The organism is Streptomyces albus subsp. albus, assembly GCF_000725885.1.
Lineage (GTDB): Bacteria > Actinomycetota > Actinomycetes > Streptomycetales > Streptomycetaceae > Streptomyces > Streptomyces albus.
Genome location: NZ_JODR01000006.1, coordinates 18935 through 36333, shown reverse-complemented (window position 1 = coordinate 36333; position 17399 = coordinate 18935). Strand labels below are relative to the sequence as shown.

The 17399-nt window shown below is 75.6% G+C and carries 7 protein-coding genes; 4 read left to right on the top strand and 3 right to left on the bottom strand.

Translation table 11 applies throughout. The annotated features are described in order from the left end of the window. Positions 1 to 296: 296 nt before the first annotated feature. Positions 297 to 1061: a thioesterase II family protein gene (locus tag IO40_RS0107455; protein WP_031175097.1), complete on the top strand. Its 765-nt coding sequence runs from the start codon at positions 297 to 299 to the stop codon at positions 1059 to 1061. Here IO40_RS0107455 and IO40_RS35650 read toward each other — a convergent pair. Together IO40_RS35650 and IO40_RS0107445 are read right to left on the bottom strand one after the other, a co-directional pair. Next, positions 991 to 2508: an MFS transporter gene (locus IO40_RS35650; protein ID WP_016466915.1), complete on the bottom strand. Its 1518-nt coding sequence runs from the start codon at positions 2506 to 2508 to the stop codon at positions 991 to 993. The two genes, IO40_RS0107455 and IO40_RS35650, sit on opposite strands and share 71 nt — an antisense overlap. 187 nt (positions 2509 to 2695) lie before the next feature. Beyond that, complete coding sequence (locus tag IO40_RS0107445; protein WP_016466914.1) at positions 2696 to 3907, bottom strand: cytochrome P450; 1212 nt, start codon at positions 3905 to 3907, stop codon at positions 2696 to 2698. 87 nt (positions 3908 to 3994) lie between these two features. On the opposite strand from IO40_RS0107445, the gene IO40_RS0107440 reads away from it, so the two are divergent. The 3 genes from IO40_RS0107440 to IO40_RS0107430 all read left to right on the top strand — a co-directional run bounded on the left by IO40_RS0107440 (position 3995) and on the right by IO40_RS0107430 (position 10355). Next, positions 3995 to 4666: an NAD(P)H-binding protein gene (locus tag IO40_RS0107440; RefSeq protein ID WP_031175096.1), complete on the top strand. Its 672-nt coding sequence runs from the start codon at positions 3995 to 3997 to the stop codon at positions 4664 to 4666. 122 nt (positions 4667 to 4788) lie between these two features. After that, entirely contained in the window at positions 4789 to 4986 is a 198-nt protein-coding gene (locus IO40_RS0107435) for a ferredoxin (RefSeq protein ID WP_031175095.1), read from the top strand. Positions 4987 to 5321: 335 nt separating this feature from the next. After that, the gene (locus tag IO40_RS0107430) at positions 5322 to 10355 is read left to right on the top strand and encodes a type I polyketide synthase (RefSeq protein ID WP_031175094.1); all 5034 of its coding nucleotides are present in this window, start codon (positions 5322 to 5324) and stop codon (positions 10353 to 10355) included. Positions 10356 to 10412: 57 nt separating this feature from the next. Here the strand turns inward: IO40_RS0107430 and IO40_RS0107425 are convergent, their stop codons facing one another. Next, on the bottom strand, positions 10413 to 17378 hold the full coding sequence (locus IO40_RS0107425; protein WP_418952612.1) for an SDR family NAD(P)-dependent oxidoreductase: 6966 nt from the start codon (positions 17376 to 17378) through the stop codon (positions 10413 to 10415). Positions 17379 to 17399 lie beyond the last annotated feature (21 nt).

The window sequence follows — 17399 nt, the reverse complement described above, 5'->3', positions numbered from 1 at the left end:
CCGCGTGTCGGGCTCCGGCCCCGGGCCTCGCGCCCGGCAGTGCGCCCCGCCGGCCCGGCGCGCGGTGCCGGACGGGCCGGAGCAGGCCGGACGGGGCCGGGGGAAAGCCCCGCGCCGGACGCTACTGAGGGTCCGGCGCGGGGAAGAACCCCCTAGTCCCCCCTCGGACATCCCCTCACGCACCCCGTGGCCGGACCCCGGCGCGCCCCCGCCGGGACAGCCGTGACCAGGGGGTTGGACGGGCGCCGCACCGTGGCCAGGGTTAGGGCCGACGTGGGCGACGGCGGGAGGTCACCGTGAAGGCAGCCAGGACGTGCGACCCGTGGATGCGCAGCTACCGGCCCGGTCCGCCCGGGGCGCACCGGCTGGTCTGCTTCCCCCACGCGGGCGGGTCGGCCGGCTTCTACCGTCCGCTGTGCCTGGCCCTCGCCGACCGGTTCGACGTGTGGGCCCTCCAGTACCCGGGCCGGCAGGACCGGCACACCGAGCCGTGCGTGACCGATCTGCACACCCTGGCGGACCTGCTGTTCGCCCGGCTGCGCAAGGAGGCGGACCGCCCCATGGCGTTCCTCGGTCACAGCATGGGCGCGCTGCTGGCGTACGAGGTGGCACAGCGCTTCGCGCAGCGGCTGGACGCCTCGCCGTCGAGGCTGTTCGTCTCCGCGCGGCGGGCGCCGGACCGGCCGCCGGGACGGGCGGTCGACCTGACGGGCGACGGCGGTCTCCTCGCCGAGATCCGCCTGCTGAGCGGCACCCATCCGGGGCTCCTGGAGGACGAGGAGACCCTGCGGATGATCCTGGAGCCGCTGCGTGCCGACTACCGGGCGCTCCAGTCCTACCGGTTCACCGCGGCGCCGCCGCTGCGCTGCCCCGTCACCGCGCTGACCGGCGCGTGCGACCCCCGCACCTCCCGCGAGGACGCCGCCGCGTGGCAGAAACACACCACGGGCGGCTTCGAGTTGAAGGTGTTCCCCGGCGGGCACTTCTTCCTCAGCGAGCGCCCCCGGGACGTCGCCGCTTTTGTCGCCGAGCGGCTGTCCGCCGGGCGGCGCTCCGGCTGAGGGCGAAGCCGCGCGGTCCCGCGGAACGGCGGTCGTCCGGCTCGGCGGGCCGCGCGGCCACGGGACGGCCGGACGGCCCCGTACCGGCGGAGCGCCCGCTGCCGGGGCGGGTGACCGTGCAGCACCGCACCAGGACCGCGAGCAGGGCGAGCCCCGTACCGGCGCCGACGGCCGCCGCGGGCCCGGCGGTGTCCAGCAGCGCGCCGGCGAGCATCATGCTCAGCGCGGAGCCGCCGGTCGTCGCCGTCTGGAGCCAGCCGAACGCCTCCGTACGGCGGTGTTCGGGGGCCACCTCGGCGATCTGCGTGTTGTTGGCCGCGATGTTGGGCCCCAGGACCAGGCCGCCCGCGAAGAGGACCAGCCCGATCACGGCGACCGGTGTCGCCTCCCGCGCCGGGGGCAGCACGGCGGCGAGCGCCCCCATGCCCGCCGCCAGCGCCAGCAGCAGCCCCGTGTGGTTGAGCTCCCACGAGGTGGCGCCGAGCGTGAGTCCGCCCACCAGGGAGCCGACCGTCCACACGCAGATCAGCACACCGGACAGCCCCACCTGTCCGGTGTGGGTGCTGTACGCCACGACGGACAGGTTGATCGTGTAGATCGACGCCATCACGCACATGGCGACCAGCAGCACCGGAAGGAAGCCCCGCTCGGCGAGCAGCATCCGCCGTCCGGCCGGTGCCCCGGGCGGCTCGGGCGCCACGCCTCCGCCGCCGCTGTCCGCGCCTCTCGTGCGCTCCTCGCCGTCCGTGCCGCCCGCGGGACCGGCGGCGCCGTGCGCCGGCTGTGTCCCCGCCGTCCCCGCCGTCCCCGCCGTCCGCGCCGTCCCCGTCTCCTGGTGCAGCGGCCGGGCGGCGAGGCCGGAGCGGTGGTAGGCGAGCGCGAAGGCCAGCGAGCCGCCGACCGCCAGCACGGCGCACGTCCCGACGGAGACGGCGGGGCTCAGCGCCGCGGCCGTCAGAGACGCCAGCAGCGGCCCCAGGGTCGCGGCGGCGTCCTGGCCGGTGGCATCCAGCGTGTAGAGCCGCGCCAGGTGCTCCTCGCCCACCAGACGCGGCCAGACCGCGCGGCTGACCTGGGGAACCGGGGAGGTGCTGAGCCCGGCCAGTACGGCCACCAGTACGGCCAGCGGCCAGCTCGACGCCGGCAGCCACGCCGTCATGGCGGCGAGAGCCGCCAGACTGCCGGCGAACGACAGCGCGCTGACCGTCACCACCCACGGCACCGAGCCGCGGTCCGCGGCCCGGCCCCGCAGCGGCGCCGAGAGCGCCTGCGCGCCGGCCTGGACGCCGGTGACGATGCCCACCTGGGCGAACGAGCCGGTCCACTCGACGATCAGCAGCGACTCGGCGATCGGCAGGGTGGTGACCGTCAGCCGGCTCACGACCGAACAGGCGAAGAGGGACGGCAGATGGTCGATCGTCAGGAGTGAACGATAGGCGTTCAGCACACGCCGCTTCCTTCTCTCGGCCGGGGCCGCGGGCCGGCCGGCGCGCGGGCGGGGGCCCGGTGGGCCCTGCGAAGATAACCGCCCGACCCGCCCCGGGCGCGGTAGGCCGCCGCCGTGCCGACCGCCCCGGCACCGGTGTTACCCCGTCCGTGGCGGGCTCCGGTCCCGTGTGCGGTTTCCATGGTGCTCAGACCGCAGCCGTGTCCCAGGTGACGGGAAGTTCCTTGACGCCGTAGGCCACCGAGTCGTCCTTGAACCGGACGTCCTGCGGGGCGATCGCCGGACGCAGGGTGGGGAACCTGGTGAAGAGCAGCGAGAAGGCCACCCGCATCTCCATCCGGGCCAACTGCTGCGCGATGCACTGGTGGATGCCGTGGCCGAACGTCAGATGGTGCACGTCCTCGCGGGTCAGATCCAGCACGTCCGGGTCGGGGTAGCGGTCCGGGTCCCGGTTCGCGGAGACCATCGAACCCTTCACCGTCTCCCCGGGCCTGATGAGGTGACCGGCGAACTCCACCTCCTCGGTGGCCGTGCGGATGAACTCCAGATGCACGATCGACAGATACCGCAGCAGCTCCTCCACGGCGTTGTCGATCAGTGACGGCTCCGCCTGGAGCTTGGCCAGCTCCTTCGGATGCCGCATCAGGGCGTAGGCGCCGATGCCCAGCATGTTCGACGTCGACTCGTGCCCGGCGATCAGCAGCAGGACGCTCACGCCGATGATCTCCTCCTCCGTCAGCCGGTCCTCGGCCGGGGAGTGCAGCAGGCCGCTGATGATGTCGTTGCGCGGATGCCGCGCCTTCTCGCGCACCAGCTCGGTGATGAACGAGAACAGCCGCTCCTTGGCCCGCTGCACCTGCTCGATCGGCAGGTCCACGTTGAGCACGGTCTGCGCCCACGCCTGGAAGTCGTGCCGGTCGCGGGCGGGCACACCCAGCAGGTCGCAGATGACCAGGGACGGCACCGGCAGCGCGAACGTCTCCACCAGATCGACGCCGGGGCCGGCCTTCTCCATCTCGTCGAGCTGCTGGGAGACGTAGCCGGCGATCCGCGGTTCCAGCGCCCGCACCCGCCGCGTGGTGAACTGCCCGGCCAGCATGCGGCGGTAGCGGGTGTGCTCCGGCGGGTCCATGCTCACCATCGCGCCGGCCGGGAGTTTCGGTTTCTCGTACGTGTGCCGGGTGCGCGCCGCGATATTGCGGTTCGAACTGAAGCGGGAATCCAGCAGAAAGGACTTGACGTCCTCGAACTTCGTCAGCAGCCAGCCTTCCTGGCCGTCGGCGAACCGCACCCGGCTGACCGGTTCCTCGGCCCTGAGCTGTTTGTATTCGTCCGGCGGGTCGAAGGGGCAGCTCCGGTGCAGGGGAAGGCTCCGCACTTTCGGCGTGGGGTCCGGCACGTAAGGTTCCTTTCCTCGTAGTGCTTTCGTACGGGATGTGCGCCGGCGGATTCTCCGGCGGACAATTCCGCTCTACACTCGGCGGTCATGCGCGTAGTCGTGCTCGGGTGTTCCACGGCCCTGGGCGGCCTGGTGGCCGCCGCACTCGCCGCCCGCGGGGACCGGCCGGTGGCCCTCCTGCGGGCCGCCACCGCCGGTGCGCACGGGGACCGGCTGCGGGCCCTCGGAGCCGAAGCGGTGCTCATGGAGGACGGTCCGCGGGCGGCAGCCGCCCTGCCGGCGGCGCTCCGGGGCGCGGACGCCCTCGTGCTCGCGGCCGGGACCGGCGGCCCGGGCACCGCCGCCGGACGATCCCCCGCCGCTCGGTTCGCGGCGGCCGGGGAACAGGCCGGCGTCCGCCGATACCTGATGGTCAGCAACTGGTACGGCGCCGACGGGCAGCCCTGGACCACGGACGGGAAGGACGCCTACGTCGCGGGCAAGACGGCGGCCGAGGCCGATGTGCGAACCCGCGACCTGGACTGGACGATCCTGCGGACCGGACGGCTCACGGACGCGCCGGCCGGCGGGGGAGTGCGCCTCGCCCGGGCCACCGGCCCCCTTCCGCCGCCCGGGGAGATCGGCCGCGCCGACGTGGCCGCGGCCGTCGTCGCCCTGCTGGAACGGCCCGCCGCGATCGGCCGCATCTGCGAACTGACCGCGGGGCCGGTGCCGTTGGACCGGGCACTCGACGACGTGTTCGGCACGGCGGACGGCTGACCCCGCGGGCCGTCGCCCGCGAATTCCCCGGAATGCGGCCGGAACACGGTTCCATGCCGGGTCCGTCGCCTTCCGTCGTCCTTCGTATTGCATCGGAAAATACCGGCGGCTACCGTCGGGGAATGCGCATCGTGGTGGACCGCGAAAAATGCACTTCCTGTGGCAGCTGTGCCATGTACAGCCCCGAACTGTTCGACCAGGACGAAAAAGACGGTCGGGTTCTCCTCATCGTGGAACGTCCTTCCGGGAGCCAGGAGAAAGAAGTACGGGAAGCGACGCTCCGCTGCCCGACGGGCGCCATCGAACTGGTCGAGGAATGAGTGCCGGAAGAGGGCCGTGACCACTCCGGAGCCGTGACCACCTTGAAGAGGGCGACGGCACCGGAGCGGACCCCGCACCCCTCCCCCCCCCGCATTCCCCCCGCATCCGGTTCCGCTCAGCTTCTCCTGGCGGCCCCGGCGCCCGGCAACCCCCTGCCCACCCCTGCCGGTTCCGGCAGTAGGGCGGCGCACACCCCGCACGCCACGCCGTCAGGCGGCAGGGGGGAACAGGGGGCAGACCGGGGCACGGACCCGCCGGAGAATGACCGGCGGCGGGCGTCCGCCCGCCCGTCACGGGCCACGGCGCCCCACCGTCGCAAGGAGCCGAACCCTCCATGACCGACAGTGAAGAGAAGTTCCGGACGTACCTGAAGAAGGTCACCACCGACCTGCGCAGAACCCGGCGCCGGCTCCAGGAGGTGCTGGACCGGGCGCAGGAGCCCGTCGCCGTCGTCGGCATCGGCTGCCGCTTCGCCGGCGGCGTCGACGGCCCCGACGCCCTGTGGCGGCTGGTGCACGACGGCACCGACGCCGGCGGTCCGCTGCCCGCCGACCGGGACTGGGACCTCGAAGCCCTCCACGACCCGGACCCCGACCGGCCGGGTACAAGCTACGTCCGGACCGGGTACTTCCTGCGCGACGCGTCCGCCTTCGACGCGGGCTTCTTCGGCATCTCCCCCCGCGAGGCCACCGCGATGGACCCCCAGCAGCGTCTCCTGCTGGAGACGGCATGGGAGGCCGCCGAACACGCCTGCCTCGACCCCACCTCGCTGCGCGGCAGCAGGACCGGCGTCTTCGTCGGCACCGCCGCGCAGAACTACGGGACCGGCGCCGAGCACGACGCCACCGCCGTCGAGGGCTACCTGGCCACCGGCACCTCCACCAGCGTCGCCTCCGGCCGCATCTCCTACCTGCTCGGCCTCGAAGGCCCCGCCGTGACCGTCGACACCGCCTGCTCGTCCTCCCTGGTCGCCCTGCACCTGGCGGTCCAGGCCCTGCGGCGCGGCGAGTGCGACCTGGCGTTCGGCGGCGGCGCCACCGTCGTGCCGGTCCCCGGGCCGCTGATCGAGTTCAGCCGGCAGCGCGGACTGTCGCCCACCGGCCGCTGCCGGGCCTTCTCCGCCGACGCCGACGGGTTCGGCATGGGCGAGGGCGCCGGCATGCTGCTGCTGGAGCGGCTGCCGGACGCGCTGCGGCGGGGCCACCGCGTACTGGCGGTGGTACGCGGCTCGGCCGTCAACCAGGACGGGGCCTCCAACGGGCTGACCGCACCCAGCTGCGCCGCCCAGCAGCGGGTGATCCGCGCCGCGCTCGCCGACGCCGGGCTCAGCCCCGACCAGATCGACCTGGTGGAGGCGCACGGCACCGGGACCCGGCTGGGCGACCCCATCGAGGCCCGCGCCCTGCTGGCCACCTACGGCGAGACCCGTCCGCCCGGCCGGCCGCTGTGGCTCGGCTCCGTCAAGACCAACCTGGGCCACGCGCAGGCCGCCGCCGGTCTCGCCGGAGTCGTCAAGGCCGTCATGGCGATGCGGCACGCCGTGCTGCCCCCCACCCTGCACGCGGCCCGACCCACCCCGGAGGTGGACTGGTCGTCCGGCACCGTCCGGCTCCTGACCGAACGCCGGCCGTGGCAGGCCGACGGGCCCCGCCGCGCGGGCGTGTCCTCCTTCGGCATGAGCGGCACCAACGCCCACGTCATCCTGGAGGAGGCCCCGCCCACCACCACGCCCCACGCCCCGCCGCAGGAGCCCGCCGGACACCGCGGACCCGTCCCCTGGGTGCTGTCCGGCCGCGGCCTGGCCGGGCTGCGCGGCCAGGCCGCCCGGCTGGCCGCCGTCGCGCAGGGGACGGACGAGACGGCCGGCACCCCCGCCGACACCGCCGCCGTGGCCAGGACGCTGGCCACCGGCCGCGCCCAGCTCGGCGAGCGGGCGGTGGTCGTCGGGGACAGCAGGGCACAACTGGCCGCCGGACTGCGGGCGGTGGCCGGGGCGCCCGCGTGCGAGGGCACCGCTGACGGCGCCGTGTGGGGCAGCACGGCGGAGGCCGGTCCCGGCCCCGTCGCGCTCGTCTTCCCCGGCCAGGGCCCGCAATGGCTGGGCATGGGAGCCGGACTGCTGGAGAACTGCCCGGTCTTCGCCCAGGAGTTGGCACGGTGCACGGACGCCTTCCGTGAACGGGTCTCCTGGTGGGACGAGTGGACACTGGACGATGTGATCGCAGGCCGCGCCCCGGGCGAGTTCTGCGAGCGGATCGACGTGCTCCAGCCCGCACTGTTCTCCGTGATGGTCTCCCTGGCCGCCGTGTGGCGAGCCTGGGGCGTCGAGCCCGCGGCCGTCGTCGGCCACTCGCTGGGCGAGATCGCCGCGGCGCACGTGGCCGGAGCGCTCCCGCTGGCCGACGCCGCCACCGTGGTCTCCGTGCGGTCGCGGCTGCTGCGGCGGATGTCCGGCACGGGCGGCATGGTGGCCGTGGCCGCCGGCGGCGAACAGCTCGACGCGCTGCTCGCCGGCCGTACGGCGCTGTCCGTCGCGGTCGTCAACGGCCCCCGCTCCGTGGTGGTCTCCGGCCCCGTCCCGGACCTGGACGAGCTGCGCGCCGCCTGCCGCGAGGCCGGGGTGCACACCCGGCGGGTCAAGGCGGACGTCGCCGGCCACTCGCCGCACATGGACCCGGTCCGCACGGAACTGGAAGCCGGACTGACCGGACTGCGCCCCGCCGCCGGGACGGTGCCGCTGTACTCCACCGTCGAGGCCGCGGTCGTCGACGGCACCGCACTGGACGGACGGTACTGGTTCCGCAACCTGCGCCACACCGTACGGCTGTCCGAGGTGATCTCCCGGCTCGCCGCCGACGGCACCCGGTACTTCGTCGAGGTCAGCGCCCACCCCGCCCTCACCCTCGGGATGCAGGAAACGATCGAGCAGGCCGACGGCACCGCCATGGTCCTCGGCTCGCTGCGCCAGGGGGAGGACGCGCTGCGGCGGCTGCTGCTGTCCGCCGGCGAGGGCTGGGTGCACGGGCTGCCCGTCGACTGGGACGCGGTGCTCGACAGCCGCACCGGCACCCGGCAGGAAGACCCGGCACCCCGGGCGGAACTGCCCACCTATGCCTTCCAGCGGCAGCGCCACTGGCTGCCGCCCGCCGCGCCGCCCGAACCGGCGGGCGGCACCTCACCGCTCGACACCGGCTTCTGGGACGCGGTGCGCACCGCCGACGACGACCGGCTCGCCGGCGAACTGGGACTGGACGCCGACGAGGCGGCGCGCGACGCCCTGCGCCGGGTACTGCCCGCGCTCGCCGACTGGCGCAGCCGCCAGGAAGAGGCCGCGCTCCTGGACAGCTGGCGCTACCGCGTGCAGTGGAAGCCCTGGCAGCAAGCCGGCACGGCCGGCCCCCTCGCGGGCCGCTGGCTGGTGGTGACATCCGGCGGCACCGACAGCGCGTGGAGCGAACAGATCGACGCCGCCCTGACCGCACACGGTGCCCGCACCCTCCGTCTGCACCTCGACGGGACGACATGGGAGAGGGCCTCGCTCGCCGAGCGGATCACCCGGCTGCTGGCCGAGGAGACGGCCGACGGCACGGCGGACGGAACGCCGGGCACCGCACTCGCCGGTGTGCTGTCACCCGCCGCCGCCCAGGAGAACCCCGCCCCGGACGGCACGGTCTCCGCCGGACTCGCCTCCAGCCTGCTGCTCGCCCAGGCACTGGGCGACGCACAGGTCCGGGCGCCCCTGTGGCTGCTCACCTCGCACGCCGTCGCGGTGACCGGCGACGAGGAGCCCGCCCGCCCCGCGCAGGCCCAGGTGTGGGGGCTCGGGCTGGTGGCGGGGCTCGAACACCCGGACCGCTGGGGCGGGCTGATCGACCTTCCCGCCCGGCTGGAGTCCGGCGCCGCCGCCTCACTCGCCGCCGTACTGCGCGCCCCCGGCCACGAGGACCAGCTCGCGATCCGTGCCTCGGGCGTGTACGTCAGGAGGCTGGTGCCCGCACCCGGCGCCACCACGGGCAACGGCGACGGACGGCGTTTCCGGGCACGCGGCACCGCCCTGGTCACCGGCGGAACAGGCGCACTCGGCGGGCACGTTGCGCACTGGCTGGCCCGCGCCGGCGCCGAACGGCTGGTGCTGGTCAGCCGCAGCGGCCCGGCCGCGCCGGGAGCCGGCGCCCTCAAAGCACGGCTGGAGGAGTCGGGGGTGCCCGTCCACCTGGCCGCCTGCGACGTGGCGGACCAGGACGCGCTCCGCGCCCTGGTCGAGGACGTGGAGACCCAGGGGCCGCCCGTGCGGACAGTGGTGCACGCCGCCGGGGTGCCGCAGACCACCCCGCTGGCGGCGGTGTCGCTGGAGGAGTGCGCGGCGACGCTCGGCGGCAAGGTCGCGGGCGCCGTCGCGCTGGACACCCTGTTCGCGGACCGGGAACTGGACGCCTTCGTCCTCTTCTCGTCCGCGTCGGCCACCTGGGGCAGCGGCCTGAGCGCCGCGTACTCCGCCGCCAACGCTCACCTGGACGCGCTGGCCGGGCAGCGGCGGGCGCGCGGCGCCACCGCCACCTCGGTGGCCTGGGGCATGTGGGGCGGCGACGGCATGCTCGACGAGGCGGGGGAGGAACAACTCCGCCGCCGCGGACTGCGGCCGATGCAACCGGACCTGGCCGTGCGCGCGCTGGAGACGGCGCTGCTGCGTGACGAGACCACCGTGGTGGTGGCCGATGTCGACTGGGAACGCTTCCTGCCCGGCTACACCGCCGCCCGGCCCAGGCCCCTGCTCGACGACCTGCCGCAGGCACCGCGCCCGGCCGCGGACGAGACGGCCCCCGCCGCGCCGGACGAGGACGACGCCGCACGCGAACGCGGGCGTATCGCCGCGCTGCCGCCCGCCGGACAGCTCGGCGCCCTCCTGGAGGTGGTGCGCGCCCAGGCGGCAGCCGTGCTGGGACACTCCTCGGCCGAGGACATCGAGGCGGATCTGCCCTTCCGCCAGCTCGGTTTCGACTCCCTCGCCTCGGTCGGGCTCCGCCGGCGCATCCAGACGGTCCTCGGGGTGACCGCACCGGTCTCCCTCGCCTTCGACCACCCCACACCGCGCAAGGCCGCCGCGTTCCTGCGCACCCTGATCGCGGAGGACGAGACGCCCGCCGACAGCCTCGAGAAACGGCTGGCGGCGCTGGAGGAGAGCCTGGACGCCGCCGACGCGGACAGCCTCCAGCGCGCCCGCGTCGTCATGCGGCTGACCCGTCTCCTCGCCCGCTGGCGGGGCGAGGACGCCACGGCGGGGGCGCAGCCCCCGGAGGGGGACGGCCTCGACGCGGCGACGGACGAGGAGATGTTCGACCTGCTCGGCAAGGAGTTCGGCATCTCCTGACCGCATCCCGCCGCCTGTCGCGGCCCGCCGGAACACCGCCGCTCCGGCAGGCCGCGTTCAGCGGGTGCCCAGCTCCCGGTCGATGAGGCTGAACATCTCCTCGTCGTCGGCCAGCTCCAGATCGAGATCGTCCCCGTCCCCGGCGGGGCCGCGCCGTTCCTCCCACCGCCGCGCCAGGGACCGCAGCCGCGCGGCGACCTGGTCGTGGGCCGTCTCCTCCGGTGCCGCGGCCAGCCGCTCCTCCAGCCTGTCGAGCGCTTCCTCCAGCCCGCCGTCCCCCTCCGGCTCCGCCGGTGCCAGACCGGTGTCGAGCCGCTCGGCCAGGGCGCGCGGCGTGGGGAAGTCGAAGACCAGGGTCACCGGCAGGTGCAGCCCCGTCGCGCCGTTGATCCGGTTGCGCAGCTCCACCGCCGTCAGCGAGTCGAATCCCAGCTCGCGGAACGCCTGGTCGGGCTCCACCGTCGCGTCGTCGCCGTGCCCCAGGACGGCGGCGGCGGTACGGCGGACGTACTCCAGCAGCGCCTCGCGGCGCCGGGCCGCGGGCAGCGCCGCCAGCCGCCGCACCGACGAGGACGCGTCCGCCTCGGCGGCGTCCTGTGCGGACCGCCGCATGTGCACACCCGCCAGACGGTGGAAGAGCGGGGGCAGTTCACCCCGTTCGGCGCGGGCACGCAGGACGGGCAGGCTCAGCCGGACGGGCGCGAGCATCCCGTGCCGGCCGTCGGACCAGGCGGCGTCGAACAGCTCCAGCGCCGTCCCGGTCGGCAATGGCAGCATCCCGTCGCGGGCGAGCCGGCGCAGTCCGGCCTCACCCAGGTGCCCCGTCATGCCGCTGGCCTCCTCCCAGATGCCCCAGGCCAGGGACAGCCCCGGCAGCCCCCGTGTCCTGCGCTGGTGGGCCAGCCCGTCGAGGTAGGCGTTCGCCGCCGCGTAACTGCCCTGCCCCGGGGCACCCAGCAGACCGGCGGCCGAGGAGAAGGTGACGAACGCCGCCAGGTCCGCCGAGGCCGTCTCCTCGTGCAGTGCCTGCGCGGCGTCGGCCTTGGGCGCCAGCACCCGGTGCAGCCGCCCGGGGGTCAGCGCCGTCACCAGCCCGTCGTCGAGCACGCCCGCCGCGTGCACGACAGCGGTGAGCGGGTGGGCCGCGGGGATGTCCGCCAGCAGGCCGCGCAGGGCGGCGCGGTCGGTCACGTCGCACGCCGCTACGGTGACGTGGCAGCCCTCTTCCGTCAGCTCCCGCCGCAGCGCCTCCACGCCCCGCGCCGCAGCCCCGCTCCGGCTGACCAGCAGCAGACGCCGTGCCCCGTGCGCCGTCACCAGGTGACGCGCCAGCAGACCGCCCAGTGTGCCGGTGCCGCCGGTGATCAGCACGGTGCCGTCCGGGTCGGGCGGCCTCGGCACCGTGAGCGCCAGCTTCCCGGTGTGGCGGGCCTGCGCCAGGTGACGGAACGCGTCCGGGGCCTGACCGATGTCCCAGGCGGTGACCGGAAGCGGCTCCAGCGCTCCCGAGGCGAAGAGGCCGAGCAGGGTGTCGAGCATCTCCCGGACACGCTCCGGCCCGGCCTCGGCCAGGTCGAACGCCCGGTAGGTGACGGCCTGTTCCTCGAACGCGTCGGCGGCGCGCACATCCGTCTTGCCCATCTCGACGAAACGGGCGCCCCGGGCGCACAGCCCCAGGGAGACGTCCACGAGCTGCCCGGTGAGCGAGTTGAGCACCACGTCCATGCCCGCGCCGCCGGTTGCGGCACGGAACGCCGCGCCGAACTCGCCCGTGCGGGAGTTGGCGATGTGGTCGTCGTCCAGCCCGCACCCGCGCAGCGTGTCCCACTTGCCGGGGGAGGCCGTGCCGAAGACCTCCGCGCCCAGGTGGCGGGCGAGCTGTACGGCGGCCATGCCGACACCGCCGGCCGCCGCGTGCACGAGCACCCTCTCGCCGGGCCGTACACCGGCCAGGTCGACGAGCGCGTAGTACGCCGTCAGGAACGCCACCGGCACCGTCGCGGCCTGCGCGAACGTCCAGCCGGCCGGGACGGGGGCCACCGTGCGCTGGTCGGCGACGGCCAGCGGCCCGAAGGCGTGCGGCAGCACACCGCACACCCGGTCCCCGACGGCGCACCGCGTCACGTCCGCCGCGCACTCCACCACCACGCCCGCCGCCTCGCTGCCCAGTGCGCCGCCGCCCGGGTACATGCCCAGCGCCAGCAGCACGTCCCGGAAGTTGAGACCCGCGGCGCGCACCGCGATCCGCACCTGCCCGGGTGCCAGCGCAGCCGCCGCCTCCGGGGCCGGGACGGGCGCCAGAGAGTCCAGGGTGCTGCCCTCGCCCGCCTCCAGCCGCCAGGCGGGGGCCCCGGGCGGCGGCGTGAGCCACCGCGCCTCGGGCCGCACCAGCCGCGCCACGTGGACGACCCCGTCGCGCAGTGCGTACTGCGTCTCCCCGCCGGCCAGCACCGCGGGCAGCGCGGCCACGTCGGCGGGCCGGTCATGGGCGTCCACCAGCAGGAACCGTCCCGGGTGCTCGGACTGCGCCGACCGCACCAGCCCCCACACCGCGGCCTGTGCGGGAGCGACGGGAGGGTCGCCCGCGCCGGTCGTGACCGCGCCACGGGTGAGCACCACCAGCCGTGAGCCGGCGGCGCGTTCCTCCGCGAGCCACTGGTGGACCGTCTCCAGCGCCGTCTGCGGGGTGGCCTGTCCGTCGTCCCAGCACACCACCACTTGGTCCGGCAGCCGTCCGCCGGGCGGCAGGGCGGCGAGTGCCGCCTCCAGACCGGGCCGTACGGGCGCCTGCCCCGCCCAGAAGGCGGCCCGGCCCCCGCCGAGGAACAAGGCGGCCGGGGGAGTGTCCGGCGCGATGGCCGAGCGATCCGGGAACCAGGCCTGCCGGTACAGGCCGTCGGGCACGGAGGTGTCACCCGGGGCGCGGTCCGCCGAACGGGCCCGCACCGCCAGGGAGTCCGCCGACAGCACGGGCCGGCCGGCCGCGTCGGCAATCACCAGCGAGAACGCCGCCGCCCCGGTACGCCGCAGCCGCACCCGCAGCGCCGAGGCACCGACCGCGTGCAGGGAGACCCCCTCCCAGTGGAAGGGGAGCAGCACCTCGCTCGTCCCGGCGGGGTCATCGGCGGGTGTGGCGAGGGCGACCGTGTGCAGGCACGCGTCCAGCAGCGCCGGGTGCAGCCCGAAACCGTCGGTGCCCGCCGAGTCGGGCAGGGCGACCTCCGCCCATACGTCCTCACCCGCCGACCAGGCCGCGCGCAGCCCGCGGAAGAGCGGCCCGTAGGCCAGGCCCGCGTCGGCGAACCGCCGGTAGAGGCCGTCGGTGGCCAGCGGGACGGCGCCTGGCGGCGGCCACTGTGCGAGGTCCGCCGCCGGGGCGGGCCCCTCCGGCACGACCGTCCCCTCGGCGTGCAACCGCCAGTCCTGGCCGGGTTCGTCCTCCCTGCGCGCCCACACCCGCACCGCCCGCCCGCCCGACTCGCCGGCCGCGCCGACGCGGACGCGCAGCCGGCGGACGGCACCGTCGGCCAGGTCCAGCGGCGCCGTGAGGGTCAGCTCCCCGATCCGGGGGCAGCCGGCCAGCGTGCCCGCGTGCAGGGCCAGTTCGACGTAGGCCGTCCCGGGCAGGAGCACCGCGTCGCCCACGACGTGGTCGGCGAGCCACGGCTGGACCGGCAGCGACAGCCGGCCGGTGCACTCCAGGCCCTCGTCCTGCCCGGTGCCGGTCACCAGGGCGCCCAGCAGCCGGTGACCGGCCGGATCGAGCCCAGCGCCCGTCACCTCACCACTGCCCGACACGCCGTCCGGCCAGTAACGGCGGTGCTGGAACGGGTAGGTGGGCAGCGCCACCCGGCGGCCGTCCGCGCCGGGCAGGGCGGCACGCCAGTCGACGTCCACGCCGCGCGCCCAGACGCGGGCCAGGGAGCGCAGGAACGTCTCCCAGCCGCCCCTCTCGCGCCGGAGCGTGCCGGTGACCGCCACCGGCCCGGACGCACAGCCCTCACGCAGCGTCTCCTCGATGCCCGTACTCAGCACCGGGTGCGGACTGACCTCGATGAAGGTGTCGTGCCCCTGCCGGGCCAGCTCTTCGACGGCGGGCGCGAACAGGACGGTGCGGCGCAGATTGCGGTACCAGTAACCCGCGTCGAGTGCGGTGCCGTCGGCCCAGTCGCCCTCGACCGTCGAGAACAGCGGCGTCGTGGCCGGCCGCGGCCCGATGCCCGCCAGTTCGGCGGCGAGCTCCGCCTCGACCGCCTCGACCTGCGCGGAATGGGAGCCGTAGTCCACCGCGATCCAGCGCACATGCGTACCCGCGGCCTCCCGTTCGGCGGCGAAGCGCCGCAGCGCGTCGATCGGGCCCGACACCACGGTCGTCTCGCGCGCGTTGACCGAGGCTGTCGCCAGCCGCGGGTGCCCGTCGGCCAGCCACCGCGCCACGGACCGGGCGGACGCGTGGACGGACAGCATGCCGCACGTACCGGACAGCGCCCGCAGCGCCCGCGAACGCACCGCCACCACCCGGGCGGCGTCCTGGAGGGAGAGCGCGCCCGCCACACAGGCGGCGGCGATCTCGCCCTGCGAGTGGCCCATCACGGCGGCGGGCACCACACCGCAGGAGCGCCACAGCCCGGCCAGCGCCACGCCGACCGCGAACAGCGCGGGCTGCACCACGTCCACCCGGTCCGGCGGCGGGGTACCGGGGCGGCCCTCCAGCACGTCGATGAGGGACCAGCCGGTCAGGCCGTCCAGCACCCGTGCGCACTCCCGCAGCCGCGCGGCGAACACCGGCGAGGACCTCAGCAGCGGCCGGGCCATCCCCTCCCACTGGGCGCCCTGGCCGGGGAAGACGAGGACGACACGCCGCCCGGCGTCGGCGGTCCCGGTCACCGGCTCCCCGCGGCGGGCGCCGTGCTCACGGCCGTCGGCGAGGCGGGCCAGTCCGGCGCGCAGCTCCTCGTGGCCCGCACCCAGGACGACGGCACGGTGGGCGAAGGCCGTCCGGGTTCCGGCGAGCGCCGCGCCGATGCGGGCCGCCGGGGCCCGCCGTGCCTCGTCGCCGTCCGCCCAGGCCAGCAGCCGGCCGGCCTGCGCCGAGAGCGCCCGGGGGCTCTTCGCGGACAGCACCCACGGAAGGACGAGGGGGCTGTCCGCACCTACTGGGCCGGCCTCGCCGGCTTGGCCGCCTCGGCCGGCTTCGCCGGTTCCGGTGGCTTCGCCGGAACCGGCGCTTCCCGCGTCTCCGGCCGAACCGGGGGAGGGGGAACCCGGGGTGTCCGTCGTCCCTGGGCTGTCCGTCGTCCTTGGCCGGTCCGTCGGCCCTTGGGTGGCTTCCGGGCTGAGGGTGGCTTCCGGGCCGGGGGCGGCTGTCGTGTGCGAGGTGGCCTCCGCACCCCCGGCGTCGTCCGCCGTGCCCGACGCGGCCTCCGGACGGGGGGCGGCAGTGCCGTCCGGGACGGCTTCCGCATCCGTTACGGCTCCCGCGTCCAAGACTGCCGCCGTACCCGGTGCGGCCTCCGCCTCCGGTGCGGGCTCCGCGTCCGGGGTGGTGGGCACGTCCGGGGTGTCGGGCGTGGCGAGCACGACAGGCAGGGCGGCGGCCGGTGGCGCGGGCGGGGCGGCGTCGGCCGGCTCGTGGGGCGCCTCTTCCAGAATCACATGGGCGTTGGTGCCGCTGACCCCGAAGGACGACACGCCGGCCCGCCGGGGCCGGCCGTCCGTCTGAGGCCACTCCCGCGCCCGCGTCAGCAGCGACACCGCCCCCGCAGACCAGTCCACGTGCGGGGTCGGTGCGTCGATGTGCAGCGTTTTCGGCAACATGCGGTGCCGCAGCGCCAGCACGGTCTTGATGACGCCGGCCACCCCGGCCGCCGCCTGCGTATGTCCGATGTTGGACTTGAGCGAGCCCAGCCACAGCGGCCGGTCCTCGGGGCGGCCCTGCCCGTAGGCGGCCAGCAGCGCGCGGGCCTCGACGGGGTCGCCGAGCGCCGTCCCGGTGCCGTGCGCCTCGACGAGATCGACCTGCGTGTGCGACAGCCGCGCGTTGGCCAGCGCCTGCCGGATGACGTGCTGCTGGGCCGTGCCGCTGGGCGCGGTCAGGCCGTTGGAGGCGCCGTCCTGGTTGACGGCCGACCCCCGCACCAGCGCCAGTACCTCATGGCCGTTGCGCCGGGCGTCGGCGAGCCGTTCGAGCACCAGCAGCCCCACCCCCTCCGCCCAGGAGGTGCCGTCGGCGGCGGCGGCGAAGGACTTGGCCCGGCCGTCCGGTGCCAGTCCCCGTTGCGCGCTGAACTCCACGAACACCTGCGGACTCGACAGGACGGTGACCCCGCCGGCCAGCGCCAGGGCGCATTCCCCGTGCCGCAGGGCGTGGCACGCCTGGTGCAGGGCCACCAGCGACGACGAACAGGCCGTGTCCACCGTCACGGCCGGTCCCTCGGCGCCCAGTACGTAGGCGACCCGCCCGGCGGTGACCGCGAGTGCGTTGCCCGTGGCCAGGTATCCGGCGGCCTCCGGCACCGGCCGGACCAGCTCGGCGTAGTCCTGCATGCCCGCCCCGACGAACACGCCCGTCCGGCTGCCGCGCAGCGAGGCCGGGTCCACCCCCAGCCGCTCGCACGCCTCCCAGGCGGCCTCCAGCAGCAGCCGCTGCTGCGGGTCCATGGCCAGCGCCTCGCGCGGTGAGATGCCGAAGAACTCGGCGTCGAAACCCGCCACATCGGCGAGGAACCCGCCCGCGCCGACGTAACTGGTGCCCGGCCGTGTCCCGTCCGTGTCGACGAGGGCCGCCGTGTCCCAGCCCCGGTCGGCGGGGAACGGCGCGATGGCGTCCCGGCCCTCGGACACCAGGGACCACAGCTCCTCGGGTGTGGTCACCCCGCCCGGCAGCCGGCAGCTCATCGCGACGACGGCCACCGGCTCGTCCCGGACCGCCTCGGCCTCCTCCAGCCGCCGGCGTGTGTCGTACAGCTCGGCGGTGACCCGCTTGAGATAGCCCACAAGTTCCTGTTCAGCGACCATGGTCAGCCCATTCGTGGAGTACGGCGG